Raw genomic sequence first — 20,111 nt, 5'->3', positions numbered from 1 at the left:
CCCCCCGAGCCATCACCTGGAGAGCGGCCCGTCACCGCCCCCCAGATGTCCCCTCGCCGGCGCACTTCCGGCACCGTCATAGGCTCGAACCCCCTGGAGGGAACGGCAACGAGAGCGGCCCCGTCGGCCGCTCTCGTGCGTTAAGCCCTCGCGCGTGCTCGCCTGCGAACGGCGAGCACACCGTCGATCGAGAGGGGGGTGCCCACCGAAATGGTCCTGTGGGGACGCCGGCGTTGGGCACCCGTGGGAAACCGGCCCTGACGCGGCGCTCGTGGGCGTGGTCAGCCGTTGACGTTCGACGCGGCCCTTAAACGCCGAAGGGCGCCACATGGGCGCCCTCCGAGCAAAGAACCGCTAGCGGCTCGAGATCTACTTGATCTCGACGGAGCCGCCGGCCTCCTCGATCTCGGCCTTGAGCTTCTCGGCCTCTTCCTTCTCGACGCCTTCCTTGACGGGCTTGGGGGCCTCGTCGACGAGCGCCTTGGCCTCCTTCAGGCCCAGGCCGGTCGCCGCGCGGACGACCTTGATGACCTGGATCTTCTTGTCGCCGGCGGCCGTGAGGACGACGTCGAACGCGGTCTGCTCCTCGGCGGCCTCGGCAGCCTCGCCGCCGCCACCGCCGCCGCCCGGGCCGGCGACGGCAACCGCCGCCGCGGAGACGCCGAAGGCCTCTTCGAGGGCCTTGATGCGCTCGGAAAGCTCGAGAACGCTGATCGACTTGAGCTCGTCGATCCACTCCTGGGTGCTGGAAGCCATGTTTTGTTACTCCTCGGTGTCAGTCGAAGCGGAAGCGGGTGCGGGTGCAGGTGCGTCGCCGCCCAGGAGACCCTGGTCGACGATCGCCTGCAGCTGGCGGGCGAGCCCGGCCGGCAGGTTGTTCAGGGCGGTCGCGAGGCCGGTGAGCGGCGACGCGATCATGCCGACGAGGCGGCCGATGAGGACCTCCTTCGACGGGAGCTGGGCGATCGCGTCGACGTCCTCGGGCGAGAGCGCCTGACCGTCCATCCAGCCGCCCTTGAACTCGAGCAGCGTGTTCTGCGTCGAGCGGCGGAAGTCACGCAGCGCCTTCGCGGCCGCGGCGGCATCGCCACGGACGAAGGTCATCGCGGTCGGGCCCTTCAGAAGGGGCTTCAGGCCGTCAGCACCGACCTCGCCGGCAGCGAGCTCGGCGAGCGTGTTCTTGACGACGGTGAAGCTGGCGTCGTTCGCGCGGAGCGCGGTGCGCAGCTCCGCGGCCTGGGCCACAGAGATGCCGCGGTAGTCAACCGCGAAGACAGCCTGGGATTCACGTAGAGACCCGGCCACCTCCTGGATGACCTGAGCCTTTTGCTCTCGGTTCAAGCGCTTTCTCCTATCCCGGTCTTACGCCTCGTGGGCGGCCGGAGTCTGGGGAGAGGCCGGGTGTGCAGACCGCTTACGCGGTAGCGCCGGCCTCCGTGTCGACCAAGTCCTTAAGACGCGTCGGATCGACCTTGATGCCGGGGCCCATGGTCGACGCGAGCGTCACGGTGCGGATGTACTTGCCCTTCGCGGCGGAAGGCTTCGCGCGGTTGATCTCTTCCATCACCGCGCGGTAGTTGTCGAGCAGCTGCTCGTCAGAGAAGGAGGTCTTGCCGACGGTCATGTGCACGATCGCGGTGCGATCCGTGCGGTACTCGACCTTGCCGGACTTGGACTCCTGGACGGCCTTGGCGACGTCCATGGTGACCGTGCCGACCTTCGGGTTCGGCATCTTGCCCGACGGACCGAGGATGCGGCCGAGGCGGCCGACCACCGGCATCATGTCCGGCGTCGCGATGGCGACGTCGAAGTCCATGAAGCCTTCCTGGATCTTCGCGGCGAGGTCGTCGGCGCCGACGATGTCCGCGCCGGCCTCCTCGGCCTCCTTGGCCTTCTCGCCCTTCGCGAAGACGGCGATCTTGACTTCCTTGCCGAGGCCGTGCGGCAGCGCGATCGTGCCGCGGAGCTGCTCGTCGGCGTGGCGGACGTTCAGACCCGTGCGGATGTGAACCTCGACGGACTCGTCGAACTTCGCGCGCTTGGCGTCCTTCATCAGCTTGACGGCCTCGAGCGGGGTGTACTCGCGGTTGCGGTCCACCTTCGCGCGGGACTCTTCGTATGTCTTGCCGTGCTTCGCCATTACGCGACGACCTCCACGCCCATAGAGCGGGCGGTGCCCGCGATGATCTTGGCCGCCTGGTCGACGTCGTGCGCGTTCAGATCGTTGAGCTTCTTCTCAGCGATCGCGCGCACCTGCTCGTTGGTGATCGTGCCGACCTTGGTGCGGTTCGGCTCGCCTGACCCCTTGTCGATGCCGATCGCCTGGCGAATCAGCACCGCGGCCGGCGGCGTCTTGGTGACGAACGTGAACGAGCGATCCTCGTAGACCGTGATGACGACGGGGATGGTGACCCCCGCGTCGCCCGCGGTCTGGGCGTTGAACGCCTTCACGAACTCCATGATGTTGATGCCGTGCTGACCCAGCGCGGGACCCACGGGCGGCGCCGGCGAGGCCTGGCCTCCGGGCGCCTGCAGCTTGATTGTCGTCAGTACTTTCTTGGCCATTAGATCTTCTTCACCTGGTCGTACCCGACCTCGACAGGAGTCTCGCGGCCGAAGATGGAAACGAGCACCTTGAGCTTCGAGGCGTCCTCGTTGATCTCGGAGATCTCACCCGAGAAGTCCGACAGCGGACCGGAGATCACCTTGACAGATTCGCCGATCGTGAACTGGGCCCTGCTCGGGACCTTCTGCGCCACCTCGCGGTGGAGCAGGCGATCGACCTCGGCTTGGGTCAGCGGGATCGGCTCGTTCGACGCACCCACGAACCCGGTGACGCCCGGCGTGCCCTTCACGACCTGCCAGGAGTCCTCGTTGAGGTCCATGTTCACCAGCACGTAGCCGGGCATGGTCCGCTTCTCGACCGAGACCTTCTGGTTGTCCTTCATCTCCTGAACGGTCTCCGTCGGAACGACGACCTGTCGCACAGCGCGCGACTGGTTCAGGGAAGAGACTCGGTGCTCGAGGTTCTGCTTGACCTTGTTCTCGTGCCCGGAATAAGTGTTGATGACGTACCAGCGAAACATGGGGCCTTCTTCAGAGAATCCACTGAATTAGAGGGTTCCAGAGCGCGTCGAGCGCGCCCAGGTAAGCCCCCGCGACGACCACGAACCCGAGCGTGACTGCCGTGCCCTGACCCACCTGACGGCGGTCGGGCCACTGCACACGCTTGAGCTCGGCCCAGGACGCGCGCAGGAAGTCGACGGCGCGGCCGAAGATCCCCTTGCGCGGACGGTCCGCCTCATGGCTGTGGCCGTGATGATCCTCGTGCGCGGGGCGCTGCTCGGACGTCTTGCGGACCGGGCCACCGGACTCGGCGATATGCGCCTCCGTGACGTCGGGCATTGCCTGCCCGAGCGGATCCGGCGGCTCGGTCTCGCCGAAGTCACGCGCGTTCTCGTCGTCGCGGACGCGATCCTCGCTGAGGTCGTCGTCGTCGCGGTCTGGACGATTGGTGGCCATCGTTCCGGGTCGTTCCTTTTAGCTAGCGCGTCTCGCGATGCCCGGTATGACGCCGGCACCACTTGCAGTACTTGCGCAGGGTGATGCGATCCGGGTTATTGCGCTTGGACTTCTTGGTCTGATAGTTCCGGCGCTTGCAGTCCTCGCATGCGAGGGTCACTGCGATCCGGACGTCTCCGCGGGCCATGGACGGCGTGCTCCGAGAGTCGTGGGTTCGTAAAGCACCGGGGCAGAAGAAAACCCCGCTCCGGTGCGAGGTGGCAGAGAAGAATAGCGCCTAGCTTGCGGCGCTCGTGTAGCGCGCGGCGACGACCGCGGGCAACTCGACCGGAGTACGGGTCTCGATCGACCAGGCGAGCCGGACCAACTGTGCGTGTGACCAGGCGAAAGGCGTTGCGCCGGGGTTGCGCTCGCCCAACATGTTGCCATCGTTGACGGCGGAACCGAGCGTGCCGAGTTGGGTGGTCGCGGGGCGTCCGGCGAGCAGTTCGTACTCGCCGCGAGCACCGACCCTCGCGGGCTGGAACTGGCCCTTCCGGTTCGTCCTAAGGACGCTCAGGACGGCAGGGTCGTCGGCGCGCTTGACGCCGAGCCGGACGAGCTCCAGGACGTTGTCCTCGGTGACCGCGACGGAGCGCTGCCAGGCGTCGGCGACCCGCTCGTACTTTCGGGCCCGGGCGACGGCACCCTTGCGACGGGCGAGGTCGGCCGCGCAGATGAGCCCGGCGATCCGCTCGGCCGACCCGCTCTTGGCCCCGACGAGGCTGTCCGCGATCCGCCGCACGCGCGTCCAGTCCGTGCTGGCGAGCTGCTGGGCGAGCACGAGCGTGAGCCCGTCACCGGCCATGCGGCCGTCGAGGAGCTGGTCCAGCGCGCGGTTCGCGGCCGCCTTGTCCCCCGCGGCGATCAGCCCTGTGGCGACGTGGTAGAGGTCCCGCGCCCGCACGACGTCGTGCTCGGCGCTCGGGCTGGCGATGAACGCGCCCTGGTCGTCCTTGTCCTCGAAGGCCTTCAGGAGCAGCACGCTCGTCTCGTAGGCCGCCTGGACGGGCAGCCCGGCGGCGGGGATCGGGAACAGCGTGTTGCGGTAGTCCAGCCAGCCCTGGCGGTACGCGGCGGCGACGCCGTCCCAGCCGGCGTTGAGCGAGGCCTGGGCGGCGCCGAGCGCCTCGCTGCCACGCGTGCCGAAGCCGAGGGCCAGCACGAGGTCGCGGTCGTCCCCGCGCCCCGTGAGCCGCGTGTGCGCCTGCTGGACGACGTTCCCGGGCCGCAGGGCGTCGTAGGTGTGCTCGAGCAGCGTGCCCTCCTCCCGGCCCTTGTAGCCCGAGCTCGTGCGGGTGAGGCTCGGGCGGGCGACGAGGGCGCTCGCGATGTGCGCGTCGTGGGCGAGCAGCGCGTGGCCGCGCGTCCAGCCCACGTCGTCGTCACCGTCGCCGTAGAGCTGCGGGTCGAACGCGACCTCGACGTCGTGGTCGGCCCCGTCGCGCGACTCGAACCGGACCTTGACCAGCACCGTCGCCCGCTCCGGGTCGCTGACGTAGGTGCGGATGAGGCGCCAGGCGTCCGTCTCGGTCGTGTGGGTGTAGGTGAGCGCGTCGTTGGCCACCGTGCCCGTCGTGACCCGCCGGCCGTCGACCATGAACGTCAGCTCCCGCGCGGACGGGTGCGTTACGTCGGGGTAGAAGACCTCGGTCAGCCCGGTCTCGCGCAGCGTGAACCAGACACGGCTCGCACGCGTCGCCGACGTCCCGAACCCGAGCTTCTCGGCCTGCGCCCAGGTCGCCTTGTCGCCGGGGGCTCCGGGCGCGCGTTCACGTGCCGACGCCACAGGGGCGAGCATCAAGACGGCGCAGACGAGTGCGAGATACCGCATCGCGGTGGGCATTATCACCTGCGTGAACCCTCCGGAGCTCGAAGGCGTCATCCACAGCTACGTCGACCTGCCCAACGGCGTGCGTGTGCACGTGGCCGAGCACGGCCCGGCCGACGGCACGCCGGTGCTCGCGCTGCACGGCTTTCCGCAGCATTGGTACGAGTGGCGTCGGCTCTTCTCCGCGCTGCCCGAGCACCGGATCATCGCCCCCGACCTGCGCGGGCTCGGCTGGACGAGCACCGCGCCCGACGGCGACTACCGCAAGGCGACGATCGCGGCCGACCAGATCGCGCTGCTCGACGCGCTGGGCATCGAGCGGGCGATCCTCGTCGCCCACGACTGGGGCGCGTGGGTCGGCTGGCATCTCGCCCTGAGCCACCCGGAGCGCTTCGCGGGCTACGTCGCCACGGGCATCGTGCACCCGTGGAACTCGACGACCGACCTCGTGCGCGAGGGCCGGCGGTTCCTCTATCAGCCGCCGATCGCCGCCCCGGTGCTGGGGCCGCTGCTGATCCCGCACGTCGTCACGCGGTTCCTTCGGGCCGCCTGGGGCGATCGCGAGACCTACGACCGCGCGGCCGAGCCGATCTACGTCGAGCCCTACAAGACGACGGCGGCGGCCGCGAGCCAGTACTACCGCCAGTTCTTGACTCACGAGCTGCTGCGCGGCCCGTCCGGGCGGCTGATGATCCCGACACGGCTGCTGCAGGGCCGCCGCGACCCGATCGGGACCCGGCTGGCCGAGGGTCTGGACCGTCGCGGCGACGACGCCTTCACGATGCTCCTGGAAGGCTGCGGACACTTCGTGCCCGAGGAACGGCCGGGAGACGTCGCCGCCGCAGTACGCTCGCTCCCATGGTCGTGAAGATCAACGCGATTGAAGTCGCCGAAGGCCGTGGACCCGAGCTCGAGGAGCGCTTCGCGAAGCGCGCTCGCGAAGTCGACAACCAGCCCGGGTTCCTCGGGTACCAGCTGCTGCGCCCCGTCAAGGGTGAGACGCGCTACTTCGTCGTCACCCACTGGGAGACCGACGAGGACTTCAAGGCCTGGATCTCCAGCGAGTCCTTCACGCGCGGGCACGTGCAGGCGCGCGCCGACGGCGAGGGCCAGCGCCCGCCCGTCGCGCACGGGTCCGCGGTGATGGAGTTCGAGGTCGTCGAGCTGGTGACGCCCGCTACGCCGTGATCCGCTCCGCCACGATCGCGCCGGTCGCGGTGAACACGAGGGCGCCGCTCGTGTCCTTGATCTGAGACTCGAAGCGGCCGCTGATCCGGCCGCGCTGGACGCGGAAGTTCAGGCGCACGTTGTCCGTGCCCACCGCGGCCCCGGCGGACGGCGGCGCCTGCTGCAGGAGGAAGCGGAAGAACGCGGTGTAGCCGCCGCGCACGCTCTTCCAGGCGCCGTGCCCGGAGGTCTCGAGCAGCGGCCCGAACGGCGTGGCCGGGAGGTAGAGGCGGTGCGCGTCGGTGACGATGCCGTCGCGGTGGAAGCTGATCAGCTCCTCGAAGCTGCCGAGCGCCGGGTCGTCGGCGGTGACGCGGCCGTACCAGGAGCCGACCAGCTCGTCGTCGTCGCCGTGGGCCAGCGCCGGTGAAGCGGTGGCGAGGGCGGCCGCACCCGCGGCCGCGCCTCCGGTGAGCAGTCCCTTGCGTGTGATCATATGTGCGACCGTCTCAACGTCGGCTCACCTTTGTCAAGCTTTCCGGTGCGATGCCCGATTGGAGCTATCACCCGCTGCTCAAGCGCCTGCCGCCGCGGCTGCTGCTCGGCGCGGCCGACGCGGTCGCGCGGGTGCCCGGCGGCGGGAAGCTGATCGAGGTCGTCGGGGACGCCAAGCCGCCCGCCGGGGTGGAGTCGCCCGTGTGGATCCGCGCGACGCGGCCGCACCCCGTGCTCGAGCGGCTGGGAGCGGCCGGCGTGCACGTCGGACCGGAGACACCCGGGCCGGTCGTCCGCAGCCCCGCCGAAGCGCTGGAGCAGCTCAAGACGAGCGACCGCGTGTACGTGGACGCGGCCGCGCTGTGTGAAGCGGGCCCGAGCCTCCCGCGCCGGATCAACGCCGCGGTGGGACCGCCACCGGCCAACGCGGGCGGCGGCGCCGCGCAGGCGCTCGGCTTCAGCATGATGCTCGCCGGCGTGATCGTGTGGCTCGTCGCGCGCGGGCCGGTGCTGCTCGGCTACGACGAGGCGTTCGTCGGCCTGAGCAAGGAGCAGCTGAACGCCGCGAACGCGCAGCTCGTGCCGTTCATGGAGCACGACCGGGCGACGCTGGCGGGCGTGATGATCGCGCTCGGCGCGCTGTACGCCGGGCTGGCCATGGACGGGCTCACGCGCTGGGAATGGGCCGCCGTGGTGAGCTCATCCGCGATCGGCTTCGTCTCGTTCCTGCTGTTCGTCGGCTACGGGTACTTCGACCCGCTGCACTTCGGGCTGACGGCGGGCCTGCTGCCCACGTTCTTCCTGACGGTCAAGGACCGCCCGCCGCGGGCGCTGCCGCCGCCGGACCTGCACAACGACGCCGCCTGGCTGCGCGCGCAGACGGGGCAGCTGCTGCTCGTCAGCGCCGCGTTCGGCGTGGCCGTCGGCGGCCTGGGCATCGCCACGATCGGCATCAGCGGCGTGTTCGTGCCGTCCGACCTGGACTTCCTGCACGCGACGAAAGCCGAGATCGAGGCGATCGACCCGCAGCTGACGAGCCTGATCGCGCACGACCGCGCGGGCTTCGGCGGCGCGCTCGCGGCCGCCGGCGTGGGCCTGCTGATCGTGGCGCTGCGCGGCGTCCACCGGCACGCGCGGCGCCTGTGGTGGACGCTCGCCGCGGCCGGGCTGCCCGGCTTCGCGGCGACGACCATCGTCCATCTGGAGGTCGGCTACTCCGACCCGCTGCATCTCGCGCCCGTGCTCGTGGCCGGAGCCCTCTACACGGGCGCGCTGATCGTCCTTTACCCGTACCTGGCTACGCCGCCGCGTGCGCGGCGACAGCCTCTTCGCGCGTCTGAGGCGACTTCCCCCAGCGGGTCTCCTGCGCGTACTCGATGAGCCGCGGGAAGTAGTCCGTCAGGTGCGGGCACTTGATGCCCGCCGGCCCCAGCAACGCCCGCGCACGGGAGTCGTCGAAGACCATGTCCATGTCGAAGTACGGGAAGTACACCTGGGCGTGGTCGTCAGCCGCGGCGGAGCCGGTGCCGGTCGAGCCGGGCGCGACGACGGGCGGGCGCTCACGGCCGAACGCGGCCGAGGTCATCCCGACCAGGTCGTCGACCGAGCAGGCCTCCTGGCCGCTCACGAGGTTCACGACGCCCGAGGCCGACGTGTCCTCGAGCAGGTGCACGAGCGCGTCGGCGACGTAGTCCACGGGCACGACGTCGACCAGCGCCTCCGGCCGGGCCGGGACGCTCTCGAACAACCCGCGCGAGAACGCGCGGATCGGCCAGTACAGGACGTTGAACGCCGGGGTCCAGCCCGAGTCGGACTCGCCCATCACGATCGACGGGCGGGCGATCACCGGGTCCAGGTCGGACGCGTCGTTGACGACGTGCTCGGCCTCCCACTTGGTCTGCTCGTACGTGTTGCGGAACTCCTGGCCCGCGTCGAGCTGACGCTCGCGGAACGTGCCCTTGGTGATCCCCGCCACGTACGCCGTGGAGACGTGCACGAAGCGGTCCAGGCGCCCGCACGACTTCGCCTCGCGGGCGAAGCCGATCATCTCGCGCGTGCCCTCGACGTTGATCTGGCGCGCCTCGTCGAGCGGCAGGTCGAACGAGATCGAGGCCGCGCAGTGCATGACCGCGGTGACCTCCTCGGCGATCTCCGCACGCTCGGCGCGGTCCATGCCCAGCCCCGGCGAGGTGACGTCGCCCGCGACCGCGCGCACGCGGTCGAAGTACGGCGTCGGATCGCGCCAGAGCTTGGCCATCACGCCGTGGAGGCGCTCGGTCGCGGCGGCGGAGTCCGCCGCCCGCACGAGCGCGACCACGTCCCGGTCTCCCTTCTCGACCAGGCGCGCGAGCACCTCCATGCCGAGGAAGCCGGTCGCCCCGGTCAGGAAGACGGGGTTCTTCACGCCTCGACCTCCTCGCGGATCGGCACGATCTGCGTGCCCATCGCGTGGAAGCCGCCGTCGACGTGGATGATCTCCGCCGTGATCGCACGGGCGGCGTCGCTGAGCAGGAAGTTGATCGTCTCCGCGACGGGCGCGGGATCCTCGACGTCCCAGGGGAGCGGCGCCTGCTTCTCCCAGGCCGTGGCCAGGTCGGAGAAGCCGGGGATGCCGCGCGCCGCCAGGGTCGCCAGCGGACCGGCGCTCACCAGGTTCACGCGCACGCGACGGGGACCGAGGTCCCGCGCCAGGTACCGCGCGGTGGCCTCCAGCGCGGCCTTCGCGACGCCCATCCAGTCGTACACCGGCCAGGCGACCTGCGCGTCGAAGTCGAGCCCGACGATCGCCGCGCCCTCCTCCGGGAACAGGTCGGACAGGCCGACGGTCAGCGCCTTCAGCGAGAACGCCGACGTCGTGAACGCCGTGATGGCGCTCTCGGCCGGCGTGTTGAGGAAGTTGCCGCCGAGCGCGTCCTCCGGGGCGAAGGCGATCGCGTGCAGCACGCCATCCACCCGGCCCCAGCGTTCCTTCAGGTCCGCCGCGACGGCCTCGATGTCCTCGGGCTTGTTGACGTCGAGCTCGAGCACGTCCGGCACGGGATCGAGCCGGTTGGCCGAGCGGTCGGTCATGCGCTTGGCACGGCCGAAGCCCGTCAGCACGATCTCCGCACCGGCGGCCTGCGCCTGGCGGGCGACCTCGAACGCGATCGACTCGCGGTTGATGACGCCCGTGATCAGGAGCTTCTTACCTGCGAGGGAGCTCATGCCGCCTCCAGAGCGAGCACAGCGTTGTGGCCACCGAAGCCGAACGACGACGAGATCGCGATCGCGGGCTTGTCGCCGATGTCCAGCGGCTTGGCCTGGTGGGGGACGTAGTCGAGGTCGAGCCCCTCGTCGGGGTTCTCGAGCCCCAGCGTCGGCGGAGCGATCCGGTCGCGCAGCGCGAGGATCGTCGCCACCGCCTCCACGGCGCCGGCGGCGCCGAGCAGGTGCCCGATCGACGACTTCAGCGACGAGATCGGGATCTCGTGCGCGCGGTCGCCGAGCGCCATCTTCAGCGCCTTCGTCTCGGCCGCGTCGTTCAGGCCGGTCGAGGTGCCGTGGGCGTTGACGTAGACGATGTCGTCCGGCGTGATGCCCGCGTTGAGCATCGCGGCCTTCATCGCCCGCGACGGTCCGCCGCCGTCCTTGTCCGGAGCGGTCAGGTGGTACGCGTCGGCCGAAGCGCCGTAGCCCTTCAAAGTGCCGAGGATCTTCGCGCCGCGCTTCTCGGCGTTCTCGCGCGTCTCGAGGATGAGGATCGCGCCGCCCTCGCCCATGACAAAGCCGTCGCGGTCCTTGTCGAACGGACGCGAGATGCCCTGCTTGGACAGCGCGTCGAGCGCGCCGAAGGCCGCGTTGGACAGCGGCGTGAGCGCCGCCTCCGAGCCGCCGGTGACGACGGCGTCGACGAGGCCCGACTCGATCATCATCTTCGCGGCGCCGATGGCGTCCGCGCCGCCGGAGCAGGCGGAGACGATGCCGTGGCACGGGCCAAGCAGCTTGAAGCGCATGGAGACGGCCGCGGCGGCGGCGTTGCTCATCATGAGCGGCACGGAGAGCGGCGGGACCTTCTTCGCCCCGCTCTCGATCAGGATCTCCTTGCCGCGCTCGAGCGTGCCGATGCCGCCGATGCCGGTGCCGAGGATCGACGCGATCTTGTCGCCCTCGTAGGGGAGCTCTTCGCTCCAGCCGGCCTCGGCGAGGGCCTCGTCGCCCGCGACCAGCGCGAACTGCGTGAAGCGGTCCGCGCGGCGCACCTCCTTGACGGACAGGTGCTCGGTCGGGTCGAACTCCGTCGCGACGCCCTTGCCGTCGGTGATGCCGACGACGCCGGCGCTCCAGCGCTCATGCAGCGTGCGCGCGCCGACCCCGAGCGGGGTGACGGCGCCGACGCCGGTGATGACGACCTCGCGGCTCATGAACCCTTTTGGATCACCAGGTCGATGGCGTCGCCGACGGTCTTGATCTTGCCGACGTCGTCGCCCTTGAGGGCCACGCCGTACTCGTCCTCGATGATCTGCGAGAGCTCGGCGAGGTCGAGCGAGTCGACGTCGAGGTCCTCGAAAGTAGCCTCGCGCGTGATGTCGCCCTCGTCGACGCCGAACTGCGGCAGCGCCTCGTAGACGGTCTTCTGGACGGCTTCTTCAGTGATGGCGTTGGCCATGGGATCGATCTCCTTCTGGGGTTTTAAGCGGACATGCCGCCGTCGACATACAACGTCGTGCCGGTGACGTACCCGGCGTCGTCGGAGGCGAGGAACCGCACGGCGGCGGCGACTTCCTCCGGCGTGCCCTGGCGGCGGGCCGGGATCGCCTTCACGATCTCGTCCGTCGCCAGGTCGGCGGTCATGTCGGTCGCGATGAAACCAGGTGCGACCGCGTTGACGGTGACTCCTCGCCGCGCGACCTCCGCGGCGATCGTCTTGGTCATGCCGATCAGGCCCGCCTTCGCCGCGGCGTAGTTGGACTGCCCGGCGTTCGCGCGCGGCCCGACGACCGACGCGATGTTGATCACGCGGCCGTAGCGCGCCTTGATCATCGGGCGCAGCGCGTCGCGCGTCAGGCGGAAGGCCGGGGTGAGGTTGGTGCCGATGACGACGTCCCAGTCCTCGTCCGTCAGTTGCAGCACGATGTTGTCGCGCGCGACGCCGGCGTTGTTGACCAGCGCGAGGACGGGCCCGCCGAGGTCGTCCTCGATCTGCTTGAGGAGCGCCTTGCCGTCGCCGCTGGTGACGTCGGCGTGGATGGCCTTGGCGGTGCCGCCGGCCTCCTCGATCGCCTTGACGGCCGCGTTGGCGCCGGCCTCGTCGGAGCGGTAGTTGACCGCGACGGCCCAGCCGTCGGCGGCGAGGCTCTTCGCGATCGCGGAGCCGATGCCCTTGGAGGCACCGGTGACCAGGGCGACTGCGTTCTCTGGACGGCTCATGAAAGGGTCCACTCCATCACGCCGGCGCCCCAGGTGAAGCCCGCGCCGATCGCGCCCAGCAGCACCTTCTGGCCGGCGCGCAGGCGTCCGTCCTCGCGGGAGAGCGAGAGCGTGAGCGGGATCGAGGCGGCCGACGTGTTGCCGAGCTGGGCGATGTAGTCCGCGACCTTGCCGGGGTCCAGCTCGAGGCGCTCGCCGACGGCCTTGAGGATCCGGCTGTTGGCCTGGTGGTAGACGAACAGGTCGATCTCGTCGAGCTCGAGGCCGGCCGCGGCGACCGCGTAGACCGTCGACTCGGACAGGTTCTTGACGGCGATCTTGAAGGTCGAGATCCCGTCCATGCGGATGTACGGGTCCTCGTGCGTGGCCAGGATCGTGTCGCCCAGCCCGCCGTCGGCGTGCAGGTCGATCGGGCCGACGCCGGCGCCGCTGTCGGACGGGCCGAGCACGACGGCGCCCGCGCCGTCGCCGAACAGCATGCCGGTCTTCTTGTCGTTGAAGTCGGTGATGCGGGTGAGCTTCTCCGCGCCGATCAGCAGGATGCGCTCCGCGCGGCCGACCTCGACCAGCGCGGCGCCCTGCGACAGGCCCGCGAGGAAGCCGGTGCACGCGGCGCCGATGTCGAACGCGGCGGCGCGGTCGGCGCCGATCGCGTGCGCGACGAGCGGCGCGCAGTTCGGAGTGATCTCGTCGGCGCTCATGGTCGCGACGATCACGAAGTCCAGGTCCTTGGCCTGCACGCCCGCGTCCTGCAGGGCGCGGCGGGCGGCGAACACGGCCAGGTCGGTCGTGCCCTCGTTCGCGGCAGCGCGGCGGCGGGCCTTGATGCCCGTGCGCTTGATGATCCAGTGATCGTCGACGCCGATGCGTTCGGCGATATCCGCGTTGGGGACGACCTCGCTGGGCAGGTAGTGGCCGAGCCCGAGGATCGTCGCGGTCCGCGGGGGTGCGGGTCGCCTCCCGGTGCGCGCCGCGTCACGCGCGATCTGATGCAGCTCAGGAGGGAGGGTTGCGTTGCTCACGCCCTGCACCATCACGCAGAGGCGTTGTGTGTCCCACCTCCGCTTGCCGCCTACCCCCTGTGTGGGGGGTGGCGCACCCCCACTCGTTTACGAGATCAGGCCGAGCCGCTGCGCCTTCTGCACGGCTTCGGCGCGGTTTCTGACGTTGAGCTTGCGGTACAGGGAGGACGTGTGCTCCTTCACCGTGTGCGGTGACAGGAAGAGTTCACCCGCGATCTCACGGTTGGTCGCGCCGCCCGCGATGGCTTCCAGGACTTCGCGTTCGCGTTCGGAGAGCGGCGGCCCGGCGGGCGCCTCGTGCGGCTTGAAGACCGTCATGCCCAAGCCGACCATGCGCACGGCGCCCGCGATGTCCGCGGCAGGCCAATCCTTGGAGATGAAGCCGGATGCGCCGGCGGCTCGCGCGGCGTTGGGCGAGATGCGGCCGGCGCCGGAGATCAGCAGGACGTTGAGGCGGGGCGACAGCGCGAGCAGCTGCGCGCAGATCTCCGCGCCTGACTCCTGCCCGACGAACAGGTCCACGAGCGCGACGTGCGGGTCGTAGCGGCGCGCGAGCGCCAGCGCCTCCTGCGTGTTGCGCGCCGACAGGCAGCGCTCCACCCACGGCTGCTCGCCGAGCATGAGGCGCAGGCCCCAGTGCACGACCTCGTGGTCGTCGACGACGAGCACGCGCAGCTTGCGGTCGGACGTGCCGGCGGCGATGCGCGAGGGATTCAGGTCAGGACCGGTCAAGGGGCACCGCCAGTCTGACGCGCCACCAGCCGGGATCGCGTTCGCCGAACTCCACGATGCCTCCGAACTGCAGCGCTTCGAGCGCCGCCAGCTTGAGGCCCATGCCGCTGTGGCGGGCGCGGCCGCGGATGCCGTCGTTGACCACGTCGAGCACGAGCGTGTCCGCGTCCTTGATCGCCAGGCTGACCTCGATCTTGCTCGGCTTGGCGTGCTTGTGCGCGTTGCGGACGGCCTCGGCGAGCACGGACTGCGCGAGCGGCTCGATCGGCTTCGGGATCTCGACCGCCTCGCTGCCGGGCGTGAGCACGAGGCGCAGGTCGCGGTGTTCCCGGCGCAGGCGCTCGACCTCTTCGAGCACCGTCGTGTTCGTCTCCGGCGCCTGGCGGGCGAGCGGACGTTGCAGCGCGCGCCGGAGGTCGTGGAGCGCGGCCTGGAGCTCGGCGGCGATGCGCTGCCGCGCGGCCGGGGACAGCTCGGCCTGGGAGCTGAAGACGAGTTGGATGCCGAACAGGCGCTGGATGACCGACTCGTGGACCTCGCGGGCGAGGTCCATCCGCTCCGAGAGCTGGCGGGCCTGGGCCTGCTTGTTCGTGGCCTGGCGGGCGAACGCGGCCAGCGCGGCCGTCTTGCCGAGCGTCCACAGCACGTAGCGCTCGGAGTCGCTCAGCGGCGGCCGGTCCGGCTTGCGGTCGGACAGGATCACGCCCAGCCAGCGGCCCGCGGCGGCCATCGGCGTGCACACGAGCGTGTTCGAGGCGGTGATGAGGCTGCGGTACTCCTCGGGCACGTCCTCGGCCAACGAGGAGCTGATCTCGATCACGCGGTCCTCGACGAGCGAGTCGCGCGCCACGCGGACCGTCTCGACGTTGACCTGCGCGTCGGCGAACACGTCGAGGTCGATGCCGTACGCGCCGGCGGCTCGCACGCGCCTGCGTGCGCCGTCGTAGCGGAAGATGACCGCGCGATCCATGTCCGCGAGGCGGCAGGTGGCCTCGCACAGGCGGCTGTAGAAGTCGTCCGTGGCGGGGTCGGCGTCGACGCGCGCCAGCAGCTCGACGAACGTCTCGAGTGCGTCGATGCTGACCGTCGGCTGCTGGGGGACGGTGTGGCTCTCCACCTCGGGCGAGCCTACCCGTCGTCGAGGACGCCGTTCACGCCCGCGAGCTCGAAGACGCGCCGGACGGCCGGCGAGGCCCGGCGGACGGCGAACGTCCCACCGCCCAGCTCCGCCTCCCGGTGCGCGTCCATCAGCGTCGTCAGGCCGGTCGAGTCCATGAACGTGACCTCGGCGAGATCGACCGTCACGGCGTGGCCGTGGTGACGCAGGCGGGTGAGCAGGTGCACGAGCTCCGGCGCCGTCGCGATGTCCAGCTCGCCGTGCAAGACGAGCGTGCGGTCTCCGCGCAGGTCGGCGACCTCCGTGACCTTCCAGCTTGCTGGGCCCCCGTACGTGCTCGTAGAGGGGGAAGCTACCGCACCCGGTGGTCAGTGGCGCTGCAGGACGAACCAGACGGTGGTGCCGTCGGTCGTCTCGACGCCCCACTGGTCAGCCAGGCGGCCGACGAGGTAGAGCCCGAAGCCGCCGGGCTCGTCGCTGCGGCCGAAGCGCGGGGTGGGTTGGAACCCGTGGCCATGGTCGACCACCTCGATCCGGACCTCCGCGTTCCAGTGCGCGTTGACTTCGACCGACTCGCCGCCGTCGCCGTGGCGGACGGCGTTGGTCACCAGCTCCGAGACGAGCAGCCGTAGGGTCTCGACCTGCTCGTCCTGCAGGTCCGGTGCCATCGCGTCGCACAGCTGGGTCCGCGCCTGGGCTACGGACCCTGGCTCGGGCGGGAACGTCAGCTCGAGCGTGTGGGCCTCCATAGGGTTTGCCTGCCCGGTGCGAATTGGCAGGAAACCGGCCGGGTTGGCGAAGTGACGTGGCGCGTTCGGATTTGTTTAGGCAATCGCCGAAGGCGTCATCGCCCCGCCCGTTCCGGGGGCGATCTTGCCGTCGCGCATGGCGATGACGGTCGTCGCGCGCGCGGTCACGGAGGCGTCGTGGGTGGCGCAGACGACGCAGGCGCCTTGCCGGGCGGTGGTCGCGAGCATCTCGGCCACCTTGATGGCGTTGGCCTCGTCGAGGTTGGCGGTCGGCTCGTCGGCGAGGATGAGCGGCGCTTTGGTCGCGAGCGCGCGGGCGAGAGCGACGCGCTGGCGCTCGCCGCCGGACAGGCCCTGCGCCGCGCGCTGGGCGAGATCCTGCAGGCCGAACTGCTCGAGCGCTTCGAGGGCGGCGGCGCGCGCTTGGCGTGCGTCCTGCCCGCGCGCCCTGAGGGCAAGGGCGACGTTGTCGAGCGCGGACAGGCCGCCGACCAGCGCGGAGACCTGCGGGACGACGGCGACGTGCTCGCGCCGCAGCCGCGCGAGTTGGGCGCGGGTCTGGGTGGCGAGGTCTGTGCCGCCGATCTGCACGGTGCCGTGGTCGGCGCGGTCCAGACCCGCGATCAGGTGCAGGAGCGTCGTCTTCCCGCAGCCCGAAGGACCCACGAGCGCGTGGAAGGCGCCTGCCTTGAACGCGAGGCTGACGCCGGCGACGGCGTCGACGGTCTCGGCCCTGGTCGCGAACCGGCGGCGGACGTGCTCGAGGCGGACGAGCTCTTGGCCGCCGCTCGGGGCGTCGGTGGTCGGTGCTTGTGCGAGGCGTGGTTGGGCGGTGCCCCGCAGGATCACGGCGCCGGGCGCGAGGCTCACCTCGGCCTCGGCGGCGATCCCCGCGGCGTGGAGGTCGTCCGGATCGAGTCGCAGCACGCCGCCGTCGTCGACGAACACGAACGTGCGGCCGCTGCGCCCGTGCAGCGCGCCCGTGATCCGGCCGTCGCGGATGGTCACCGTGCGGTCGGCGACCTCCGTCGCGCGCGGATCGTGCGTGGCCAGCACGACGGTCGAGTGGCCCTCGTGCGCAAGCTCGGCGAGCAGCTCGAGGATGCCGCGGCCGGTGGCGGCGTCGAGCTGGCCGGTCACCTCGTCCACCAGCAGGAGCTTCGGCCGCGCCGCGATCGCGACGCACAGCGCCGCCCGCTGCTGCTCACCGCCCGAGAGCTCCTGGCGGCGAGCGTGGCCGCGGTGCTGGAGGCCGAGCCGTTCGAGCAGCTCGTGCGCGCGACGGGTGGCGGCGCGCTTGCGCGTTCCGGCGAGGCGGGCCCTGAGCGCGATCCGCGTGGTGATCGGCTGGTCGTCCCCGAGCGCCTTGGCCGCGTCCTGCGCGACGGTGGCGACGGGCGTGGCGGCATAGAGGTGCCCGGCCGTGATCGGCTGCAGCCCGGCGAGGCAGTTCAGCAGCGTGGACTTCCCCGACCCGCTCGGCCCCATCACGGCGACGAGCTCCCCGTGGTCGACGGTGAGCGTTGCCCCTTGGAGGCTCACGACGTTGCCGGTCGCCCCTTCGTGGACGACGAAGACCTTGCGCGCCTCGATCGCGTGCTCAGTCACGGTGTCCTCCTCCGCGAGGCAAAACGAACACCGCCGTCGAGGGGGTGTGTCCCGAAACCTTCCTCACAGGCAACTTTCGGGACACACCCCCACCAACGCGCCACCTCGAACGCGCGCTCGTGATCGTCTGCGCCCAGCACGCGATCGCACAGGGGTGTGTCCGGAAACTCCCGTCCCGCGGACTTTTCGGGGCACACCCCCACAGCCCGAGCCCGCGAGCGCGCGTACCCGGCCGATGCGCAATCGGCGCGGCCGATCCCGCCCCTCCTCGGTGCCGGCCGTTCACTGGCCCCACCGCGCGGCCCCGAGATCCCCACGCCCTTACCCACGGAGCCGCCCCACCGCGTCCCCACGGAACGCGCGTCGCGCCTGCCCGCCGGCCCCCACGACCGCGACCACGCCGGCGGCCACCACCGCGCCGACCGCCACCACCCACGGGAACGCCGGCAGCAGCTCCGGTAGCGGACTTCGCCCGTCCGCCCCGAGCGCGACGAGCCCGGTGAACCGCCCCGTCAACAGCGCCCCGCCGCACAGCCCCGCGACCAACCCGACGAGCGCCGTCGCCGCCGCGCCCGCGACCATCTGCGCCTGCAGCGTGCGCGGCGCGACGCCAACGGCTTCGAGCTCGGCCTGCTCGCCGCCGCGGTCGCGCGCCGTCGAGGCCACCGCGAGCGCGACCGCCGCGAGGGCGACGAGCGCGCCCAGCACCGCGAGCCCGCGCAGCGCGCCCAGGACGCCCCGGGCGAGTGGGTCCGCCGCCGCCTCCGCCGCGAGGTCCGCGCGGCGCAGCTCCGGGCCGGACGGCGGCGCGGGCCCGATCCGCCAGTGCTCGGACACCGCGGCCAGGCCCGGGTACTGGGTGTTGAGCGCCGCGAACAGGCGGCCGACGTCGGCGATCATCGCCTCGCCGGCGCCCGTCGTCGGCACGTGGCGGACCGTGCCCGCGATCTGCACGCGGGTCTGGCCGCCGCCCGGGAGGCGCAGCACGAGGTTAGCGCCGGCCCGGACGCGCGCGGCGAGCGCAGGGGTCGCGAGGACGGGGATCGGCTCGCGCGCCGCGGGCTGCTGCGGGCGGATGCCGAGGTAGCCCGCGACGCCCGCGATCGAATACGAGAACGTGCCGCCCGTGAAGCTGCCGCCGGTGGTCGGCATCCAGTCGGCGAAGTCGGTCAGCGCGGCGCGGCGGCCGTCGGCGAGCGTCACGCGGAGCGCGTCCGGGATCACCTCCCCGAGGTCGCTCGTGCCGCTGCCGCCCGGGCCAAGCGCGACCTCGAGGGCGACGATCCGCCCGCCGCGCTCACTGCGCGCGATCGGCGCGGACAACCGGTGCCGTCCGGGCGGCAGCTCGTCCGCCCCGAACAGCCGCGCGAACGTGCCGTCGGGCCGCTGCACCGCCAGCTGGACCACGGCCCGCGCGCCGGTGAGCGTGAACGGCAGCTCGAGCCGCCGTGCGTCGACCGGGAGCTCCACCCCGCCGAGCTGCAGTCCGTTCGGATCGCCGTCCAGGCGCTTCGCGAGCTGCGCGATCGGCACCGCGCTGAAGTCCTCGCGCCAGCCCGGCAACCGCGGCAGGGCCTCTGCGCCGACCCCGACGACCTGCACCGGCAGTGGTCGCCCGAGCGTCTCGGCCTTGATCCGCACGACGGGCGTCTGGTCCGCGTCCGGCCGGGAGCTCGCCGCCGGGCGGAGCCCGCGCACGTCGCCGGCCGTTCGGTACGCGGCTTGGTCGAGCGCGCCCTGCTGGAGCGTCCGCGCGTGGCCCAGCGCGAACGTCCCCGCCGCCGCGCTGACCGCCACGACGGCGACCGCGGCCGCCGTCCGCGCGGGTTGCCGCGCGAGCGCGACGAGCGCCAGGTACGGCCCGACCGGCAGCCGCTCGGCACCCCGCGCCAGCGAGCGCAGCAGCGGCGGCACGAGCCGCAGCGCCAGCAACCCACACGCGAGCGCCGCCGCACCGGGCGCGAGCACCAACAGGGGATCGACGGTCCCACCTCCCGCGAGCGCGCCCGCGTCGACGCTCCCGCGCGACGCGGCCTGCCACACGAGCCCGCCGAGCACGACGACGCACCCGGCCTCGAGCGCGATCCGCACCCCACGCGACTGCGCCCCGCCGAGCACGCCCGCGATCACGCCGACGGCGGCCACGAAGAGCGCGAGCCCCGCCAACAGCGTCCCGGACGTCAGGAACCCCTCGCGCAGCACCACGGCCACGCCCGACGTGGCCGCGACCGGCGACGCCGCAGGGGCGCCGCCCGACGACAGGCGGGCCGCACCTGCACTCGGCACCACCGGCGACGAGCCGACCGCCGCCCCCGCGCCGCTCGACGAGCCCTCCGGGCCGCCCCCGGGCGCGCCGCCCGACGAGCCCTCCGTGCCGCCCCCGGGCGCGCCGCCCGACGAGCCCTCCGTGCAAGTCGGATCGT

Annotated in this window: 24 protein-coding genes; 3 read left to right on the top strand and 21 right to left on the bottom strand. The window is 71.7% G+C overall.

Translation table 11 applies throughout. The features are described from left to right. Positions 1 to 369 precede the first annotated feature (369 nt). The 8 genes from rplL to OJ997_RS23140 all read right to left on the bottom strand — a co-directional run bounded on the left by rplL (position 370) and on the right by OJ997_RS23140 (position 5,395). Complete coding sequence (gene rplL, locus OJ997_RS23175; RefSeq protein WP_270027632.1) at positions 370 to 756, bottom strand: 50S ribosomal protein L7/L12; 387 nt, start codon at positions 754 to 756, stop codon at positions 370 to 372. 6 nt (positions 757 to 762) lie between these two features. Then, positions 763 to 1,341: a 50S ribosomal protein L10 gene (gene rplJ, locus OJ997_RS23170; protein WP_270027631.1), complete on the bottom strand. Its 579-nt coding sequence runs from the start codon at positions 1,339 to 1,341 to the stop codon at positions 763 to 765. A 73-nt stretch (positions 1,342 to 1,414) separates the two neighbouring features. Continuing rightward, positions 1,415 to 2,140, bottom strand: coding sequence for a 50S ribosomal protein L1 (rplA, locus tag OJ997_RS23165; protein ID WP_270027630.1), 726 nt, complete (start codon positions 2,138 to 2,140; stop codon positions 1,415 to 1,417). Continuing rightward, a complete protein-coding gene (gene rplK, locus OJ997_RS23160) occupies positions 2,140 to 2,565 on the bottom strand; it encodes a 50S ribosomal protein L11 (RefSeq protein WP_270027629.1) in 426 nt (141 codons plus the stop codon). Before rplK ends, rplA begins: the two co-directional genes overlap by 1 nt. Further along, positions 2,565 to 3,086, bottom strand: a complete 522-nt coding sequence (gene nusG / locus OJ997_RS23155) for a transcription termination/antitermination protein NusG (RefSeq protein ID WP_121251692.1) — start codon at positions 3,084 to 3,086, stop codon at positions 2,565 to 2,567. Before nusG ends, rplK begins: the two co-directional genes overlap by 1 nt. 10 nt (positions 3,087 to 3,096) lie before the next feature. Further along, a complete protein-coding gene (gene secE / locus OJ997_RS23150; RefSeq protein ID WP_270027628.1) occupies positions 3,097 to 3,522 on the bottom strand; it encodes a preprotein translocase subunit SecE in 426 nt (141 codons plus the stop codon). Between the two features lie 22 nt (positions 3,523 to 3,544). Next, a complete protein-coding gene (gene rpmG, locus OJ997_RS23145; protein ID WP_028059448.1) occupies positions 3,545 to 3,709 on the bottom strand; it encodes a 50S ribosomal protein L33 in 165 nt (54 codons plus the stop codon). A 90-nt stretch (positions 3,710 to 3,799) separates the two neighbouring features. Continuing rightward, positions 3,800 to 5,395: a hypothetical protein gene (locus tag OJ997_RS23140; protein WP_270027627.1), complete on the bottom strand. Its 1,596-nt coding sequence runs from the start codon at positions 5,393 to 5,395 to the stop codon at positions 3,800 to 3,802. A 22-nt stretch (positions 5,396 to 5,417) separates the two neighbouring features. Here OJ997_RS23140 and OJ997_RS23135 point away from each other — a divergent pair, with 22 nt between their 5' ends. Then, complete coding sequence (locus OJ997_RS23135; protein ID WP_270027626.1) at positions 5,418 to 6,260, top strand: alpha/beta fold hydrolase; 843 nt, start codon at positions 5,418 to 5,420, stop codon at positions 6,258 to 6,260. Beyond that, entirely contained in the window at positions 6,251 to 6,580 is a 330-nt protein-coding gene (locus OJ997_RS23130) for an antibiotic biosynthesis monooxygenase family protein (RefSeq protein ID WP_270027625.1), read from the top strand. The genes OJ997_RS23135 and OJ997_RS23130 overlap by 10 nt, the downstream gene beginning before the upstream one ends. On the opposite strand, the gene OJ997_RS23125 is transcribed toward OJ997_RS23130, so the two are convergent. Next, positions 6,570 to 7,055, bottom strand: coding sequence for a hypothetical protein (locus OJ997_RS23125; RefSeq protein ID WP_270027624.1), 486 nt, complete (start codon positions 7,053 to 7,055; stop codon positions 6,570 to 6,572). The two genes, OJ997_RS23130 and OJ997_RS23125, sit on opposite strands and share 11 nt — an antisense overlap. A 50-nt stretch (positions 7,056 to 7,105) precedes the next feature. Between OJ997_RS23125 and OJ997_RS23120 the strand changes: the two genes are divergently transcribed. Further along, positions 7,106 to 8,434, top strand: coding sequence for a hypothetical protein (locus OJ997_RS23120; RefSeq protein ID WP_270027623.1), 1,329 nt, complete (start codon positions 7,106 to 7,108; stop codon positions 8,432 to 8,434). On the opposite strand, the gene OJ997_RS23115 is transcribed toward OJ997_RS23120, so the two are convergent. The 12 genes from OJ997_RS23115 to OJ997_RS23060 all read right to left on the bottom strand — a co-directional run. Then, positions 8,352 to 9,458 (bottom strand): SDR family oxidoreductase, encoded by a 1,107-nt coding sequence (locus OJ997_RS23115; protein WP_270027622.1) that lies wholly within the window; start codon positions 9,456 to 9,458, stop codon positions 8,352 to 8,354. The two genes, OJ997_RS23120 and OJ997_RS23115, sit on opposite strands and share 83 nt — an antisense overlap. Next, complete coding sequence (gene fabI, locus OJ997_RS23110) at positions 9,455 to 10,258, bottom strand: enoyl-ACP reductase FabI (protein WP_270027621.1); 804 nt, start codon at positions 10,256 to 10,258, stop codon at positions 9,455 to 9,457. Before fabI ends, OJ997_RS23115 begins: the two co-directional genes overlap by 4 nt. Beyond that, positions 10,255 to 11,454: a beta-ketoacyl-[acyl-carrier-protein] synthase family protein gene (locus OJ997_RS23105; protein ID WP_270027620.1), complete on the bottom strand. Its 1,200-nt coding sequence runs from the start codon at positions 11,452 to 11,454 to the stop codon at positions 10,255 to 10,257. The genes fabI and OJ997_RS23105 overlap by 4 nt, the downstream gene beginning before the upstream one ends. Continuing rightward, a complete protein-coding gene (locus tag OJ997_RS23100; protein WP_270027619.1) occupies positions 11,451 to 11,699 on the bottom strand; it encodes an acyl carrier protein in 249 nt (82 codons plus the stop codon). Before OJ997_RS23100 ends, OJ997_RS23105 begins: the two co-directional genes overlap by 4 nt. Before the next feature lie 23 nt (positions 11,700 to 11,722). Next, positions 11,723 to 12,460, bottom strand: a complete 738-nt coding sequence (gene fabG / locus OJ997_RS23095; protein WP_270027618.1) for a 3-oxoacyl-ACP reductase FabG — start codon at positions 12,458 to 12,460, stop codon at positions 11,723 to 11,725. Further along, positions 12,457 to 13,482: a beta-ketoacyl-ACP synthase III gene (locus OJ997_RS23090; RefSeq protein WP_270027617.1), complete on the bottom strand. Its 1,026-nt coding sequence runs from the start codon at positions 13,480 to 13,482 to the stop codon at positions 12,457 to 12,459. Before OJ997_RS23090 ends, fabG begins: the two co-directional genes overlap by 4 nt. A gap of 87 nt (positions 13,483 to 13,569) precedes the next feature. Continuing rightward, the gene (locus OJ997_RS23085; RefSeq protein ID WP_270027616.1) at positions 13,570 to 14,214 is read right to left on the bottom strand and encodes a response regulator transcription factor; all 645 of its coding nucleotides are present in this window, start codon (positions 14,212 to 14,214) and stop codon (positions 13,570 to 13,572) included. Further along, complete coding sequence (locus tag OJ997_RS23080; protein ID WP_270027615.1) at positions 14,201 to 15,331, bottom strand: sensor histidine kinase; 1,131 nt, start codon at positions 15,329 to 15,331, stop codon at positions 14,201 to 14,203. Before OJ997_RS23080 ends, OJ997_RS23085 begins: the two co-directional genes overlap by 14 nt. Before the next feature lie 11 nt (positions 15,332 to 15,342). Next, a complete protein-coding gene (locus OJ997_RS23075; protein ID WP_372517924.1) occupies positions 15,343 to 15,597 on the bottom strand; it encodes an STAS domain-containing protein in 255 nt (84 codons plus the stop codon). 102 nt (positions 15,598 to 15,699) lie between these two features. After that, the gene (locus tag OJ997_RS23070) at positions 15,700 to 16,080 is read right to left on the bottom strand and encodes an ATP-binding protein (RefSeq protein ID WP_270027614.1); all 381 of its coding nucleotides are present in this window, start codon (positions 16,078 to 16,080) and stop codon (positions 15,700 to 15,702) included. Between the two features lie 75 nt (positions 16,081 to 16,155). After that, a complete protein-coding gene (locus OJ997_RS37775; RefSeq protein WP_270027613.1) occupies positions 16,156 to 17,688 on the bottom strand; it encodes an ABC transporter ATP-binding protein in 1,533 nt (510 codons plus the stop codon). A 321-nt stretch (positions 17,689 to 18,009) separates the two neighbouring features. Then, positions 18,010 to 20,111: FtsX-like permease family protein (locus OJ997_RS23060; RefSeq protein ID WP_270027612.1), on the bottom strand; the 2,102-nt coding region annotated here is incomplete at its 5' end.

This window comes from Solirubrobacter phytolaccae, assembly GCF_027587195.1.
GTDB lineage: Bacteria > Actinomycetota > Thermoleophilia > Solirubrobacterales > Solirubrobacteraceae > Solirubrobacter > Solirubrobacter phytolaccae.
Note: the sequence above shows the minus strand (reverse complement) of the source record. Positions and strands in the feature narration are given on the sequence as shown.

Coding starts and splice junctions, on each gene's coding strand:
- rpmG (WP_028059448.1), bottom strand. CDS start 3,709: ATGGCCCGCGGAGACGTCCGGATCGCAGTGACCCTCGCATGCGAGGAC.
- OJ997_RS23070 (WP_270027614.1), bottom strand. CDS start 16,080: ATGGAGGCCCACACGCTCGAGCTGACGTTCCCGCCCGAGCCAGGGTCC.
- fabI (WP_270027621.1), bottom strand. CDS start 10,258: ATGAGCTCCCTCGCAGGTAAGAAGCTCCTGATCACGGGCGTCATCAAC.
- OJ997_RS23100 (WP_270027619.1), bottom strand. CDS start 11,699: ATGGCCAACGCCATCACTGAAGAAGCCGTCCAGAAGACCGTCTACGAG.
- OJ997_RS23105 (WP_270027620.1), bottom strand. CDS start 11,454: ATGAGCCGCGAGGTCGTCATCACCGGCGTCGGCGCCGTCACCCCGCTC.
- secE (WP_270027628.1), bottom strand. CDS start 3,522: ATGGCCACCAATCGTCCAGACCGCGACGACGACGACCTCAGCGAGGAT.
- OJ997_RS23130 (WP_270027625.1), top strand. CDS start 6,251: ATGGTCGTGAAGATCAACGCGATTGAAGTCGCCGAAGGCCGTGGACCC.
- rplK (WP_270027629.1), bottom strand. CDS start 2,565: ATGGCCAAGAAAGTACTGACGACAATCAAGCTGCAGGCGCCCGGAGGC.
- OJ997_RS23140 (WP_270027627.1), bottom strand. CDS start 5,395: ATGCGGTATCTCGCACTCGTCTGCGCCGTCTTGATGCTCGCCCCTGTG.
- rplL (WP_270027632.1), bottom strand. CDS start 756: ATGGCTTCCAGCACCCAGGAGTGGATCGACGAGCTCAAGTCGATCAGC.
- fabG (WP_270027618.1), bottom strand. CDS start 12,460: ATGAGCCGTCCAGAGAACGCAGTCGCCCTGGTCACCGGTGCCTCCAAG.
- rplA (WP_270027630.1), bottom strand. CDS start 2,140: ATGGCGAAGCACGGCAAGACATACGAAGAGTCCCGCGCGAAGGTGGAC.
- nusG (WP_121251692.1), bottom strand. CDS start 3,086: ATGTTTCGCTGGTACGTCATCAACACTTATTCCGGGCACGAGAACAAG.
- OJ997_RS23125 (WP_270027624.1), bottom strand. CDS start 7,055: ATGATCACACGCAAGGGACTGCTCACCGGAGGCGCGGCCGCGGGTGCG.
- OJ997_RS23120 (WP_270027623.1), top strand. CDS start 7,106: ATGCCCGATTGGAGCTATCACCCGCTGCTCAAGCGCCTGCCGCCGCGG.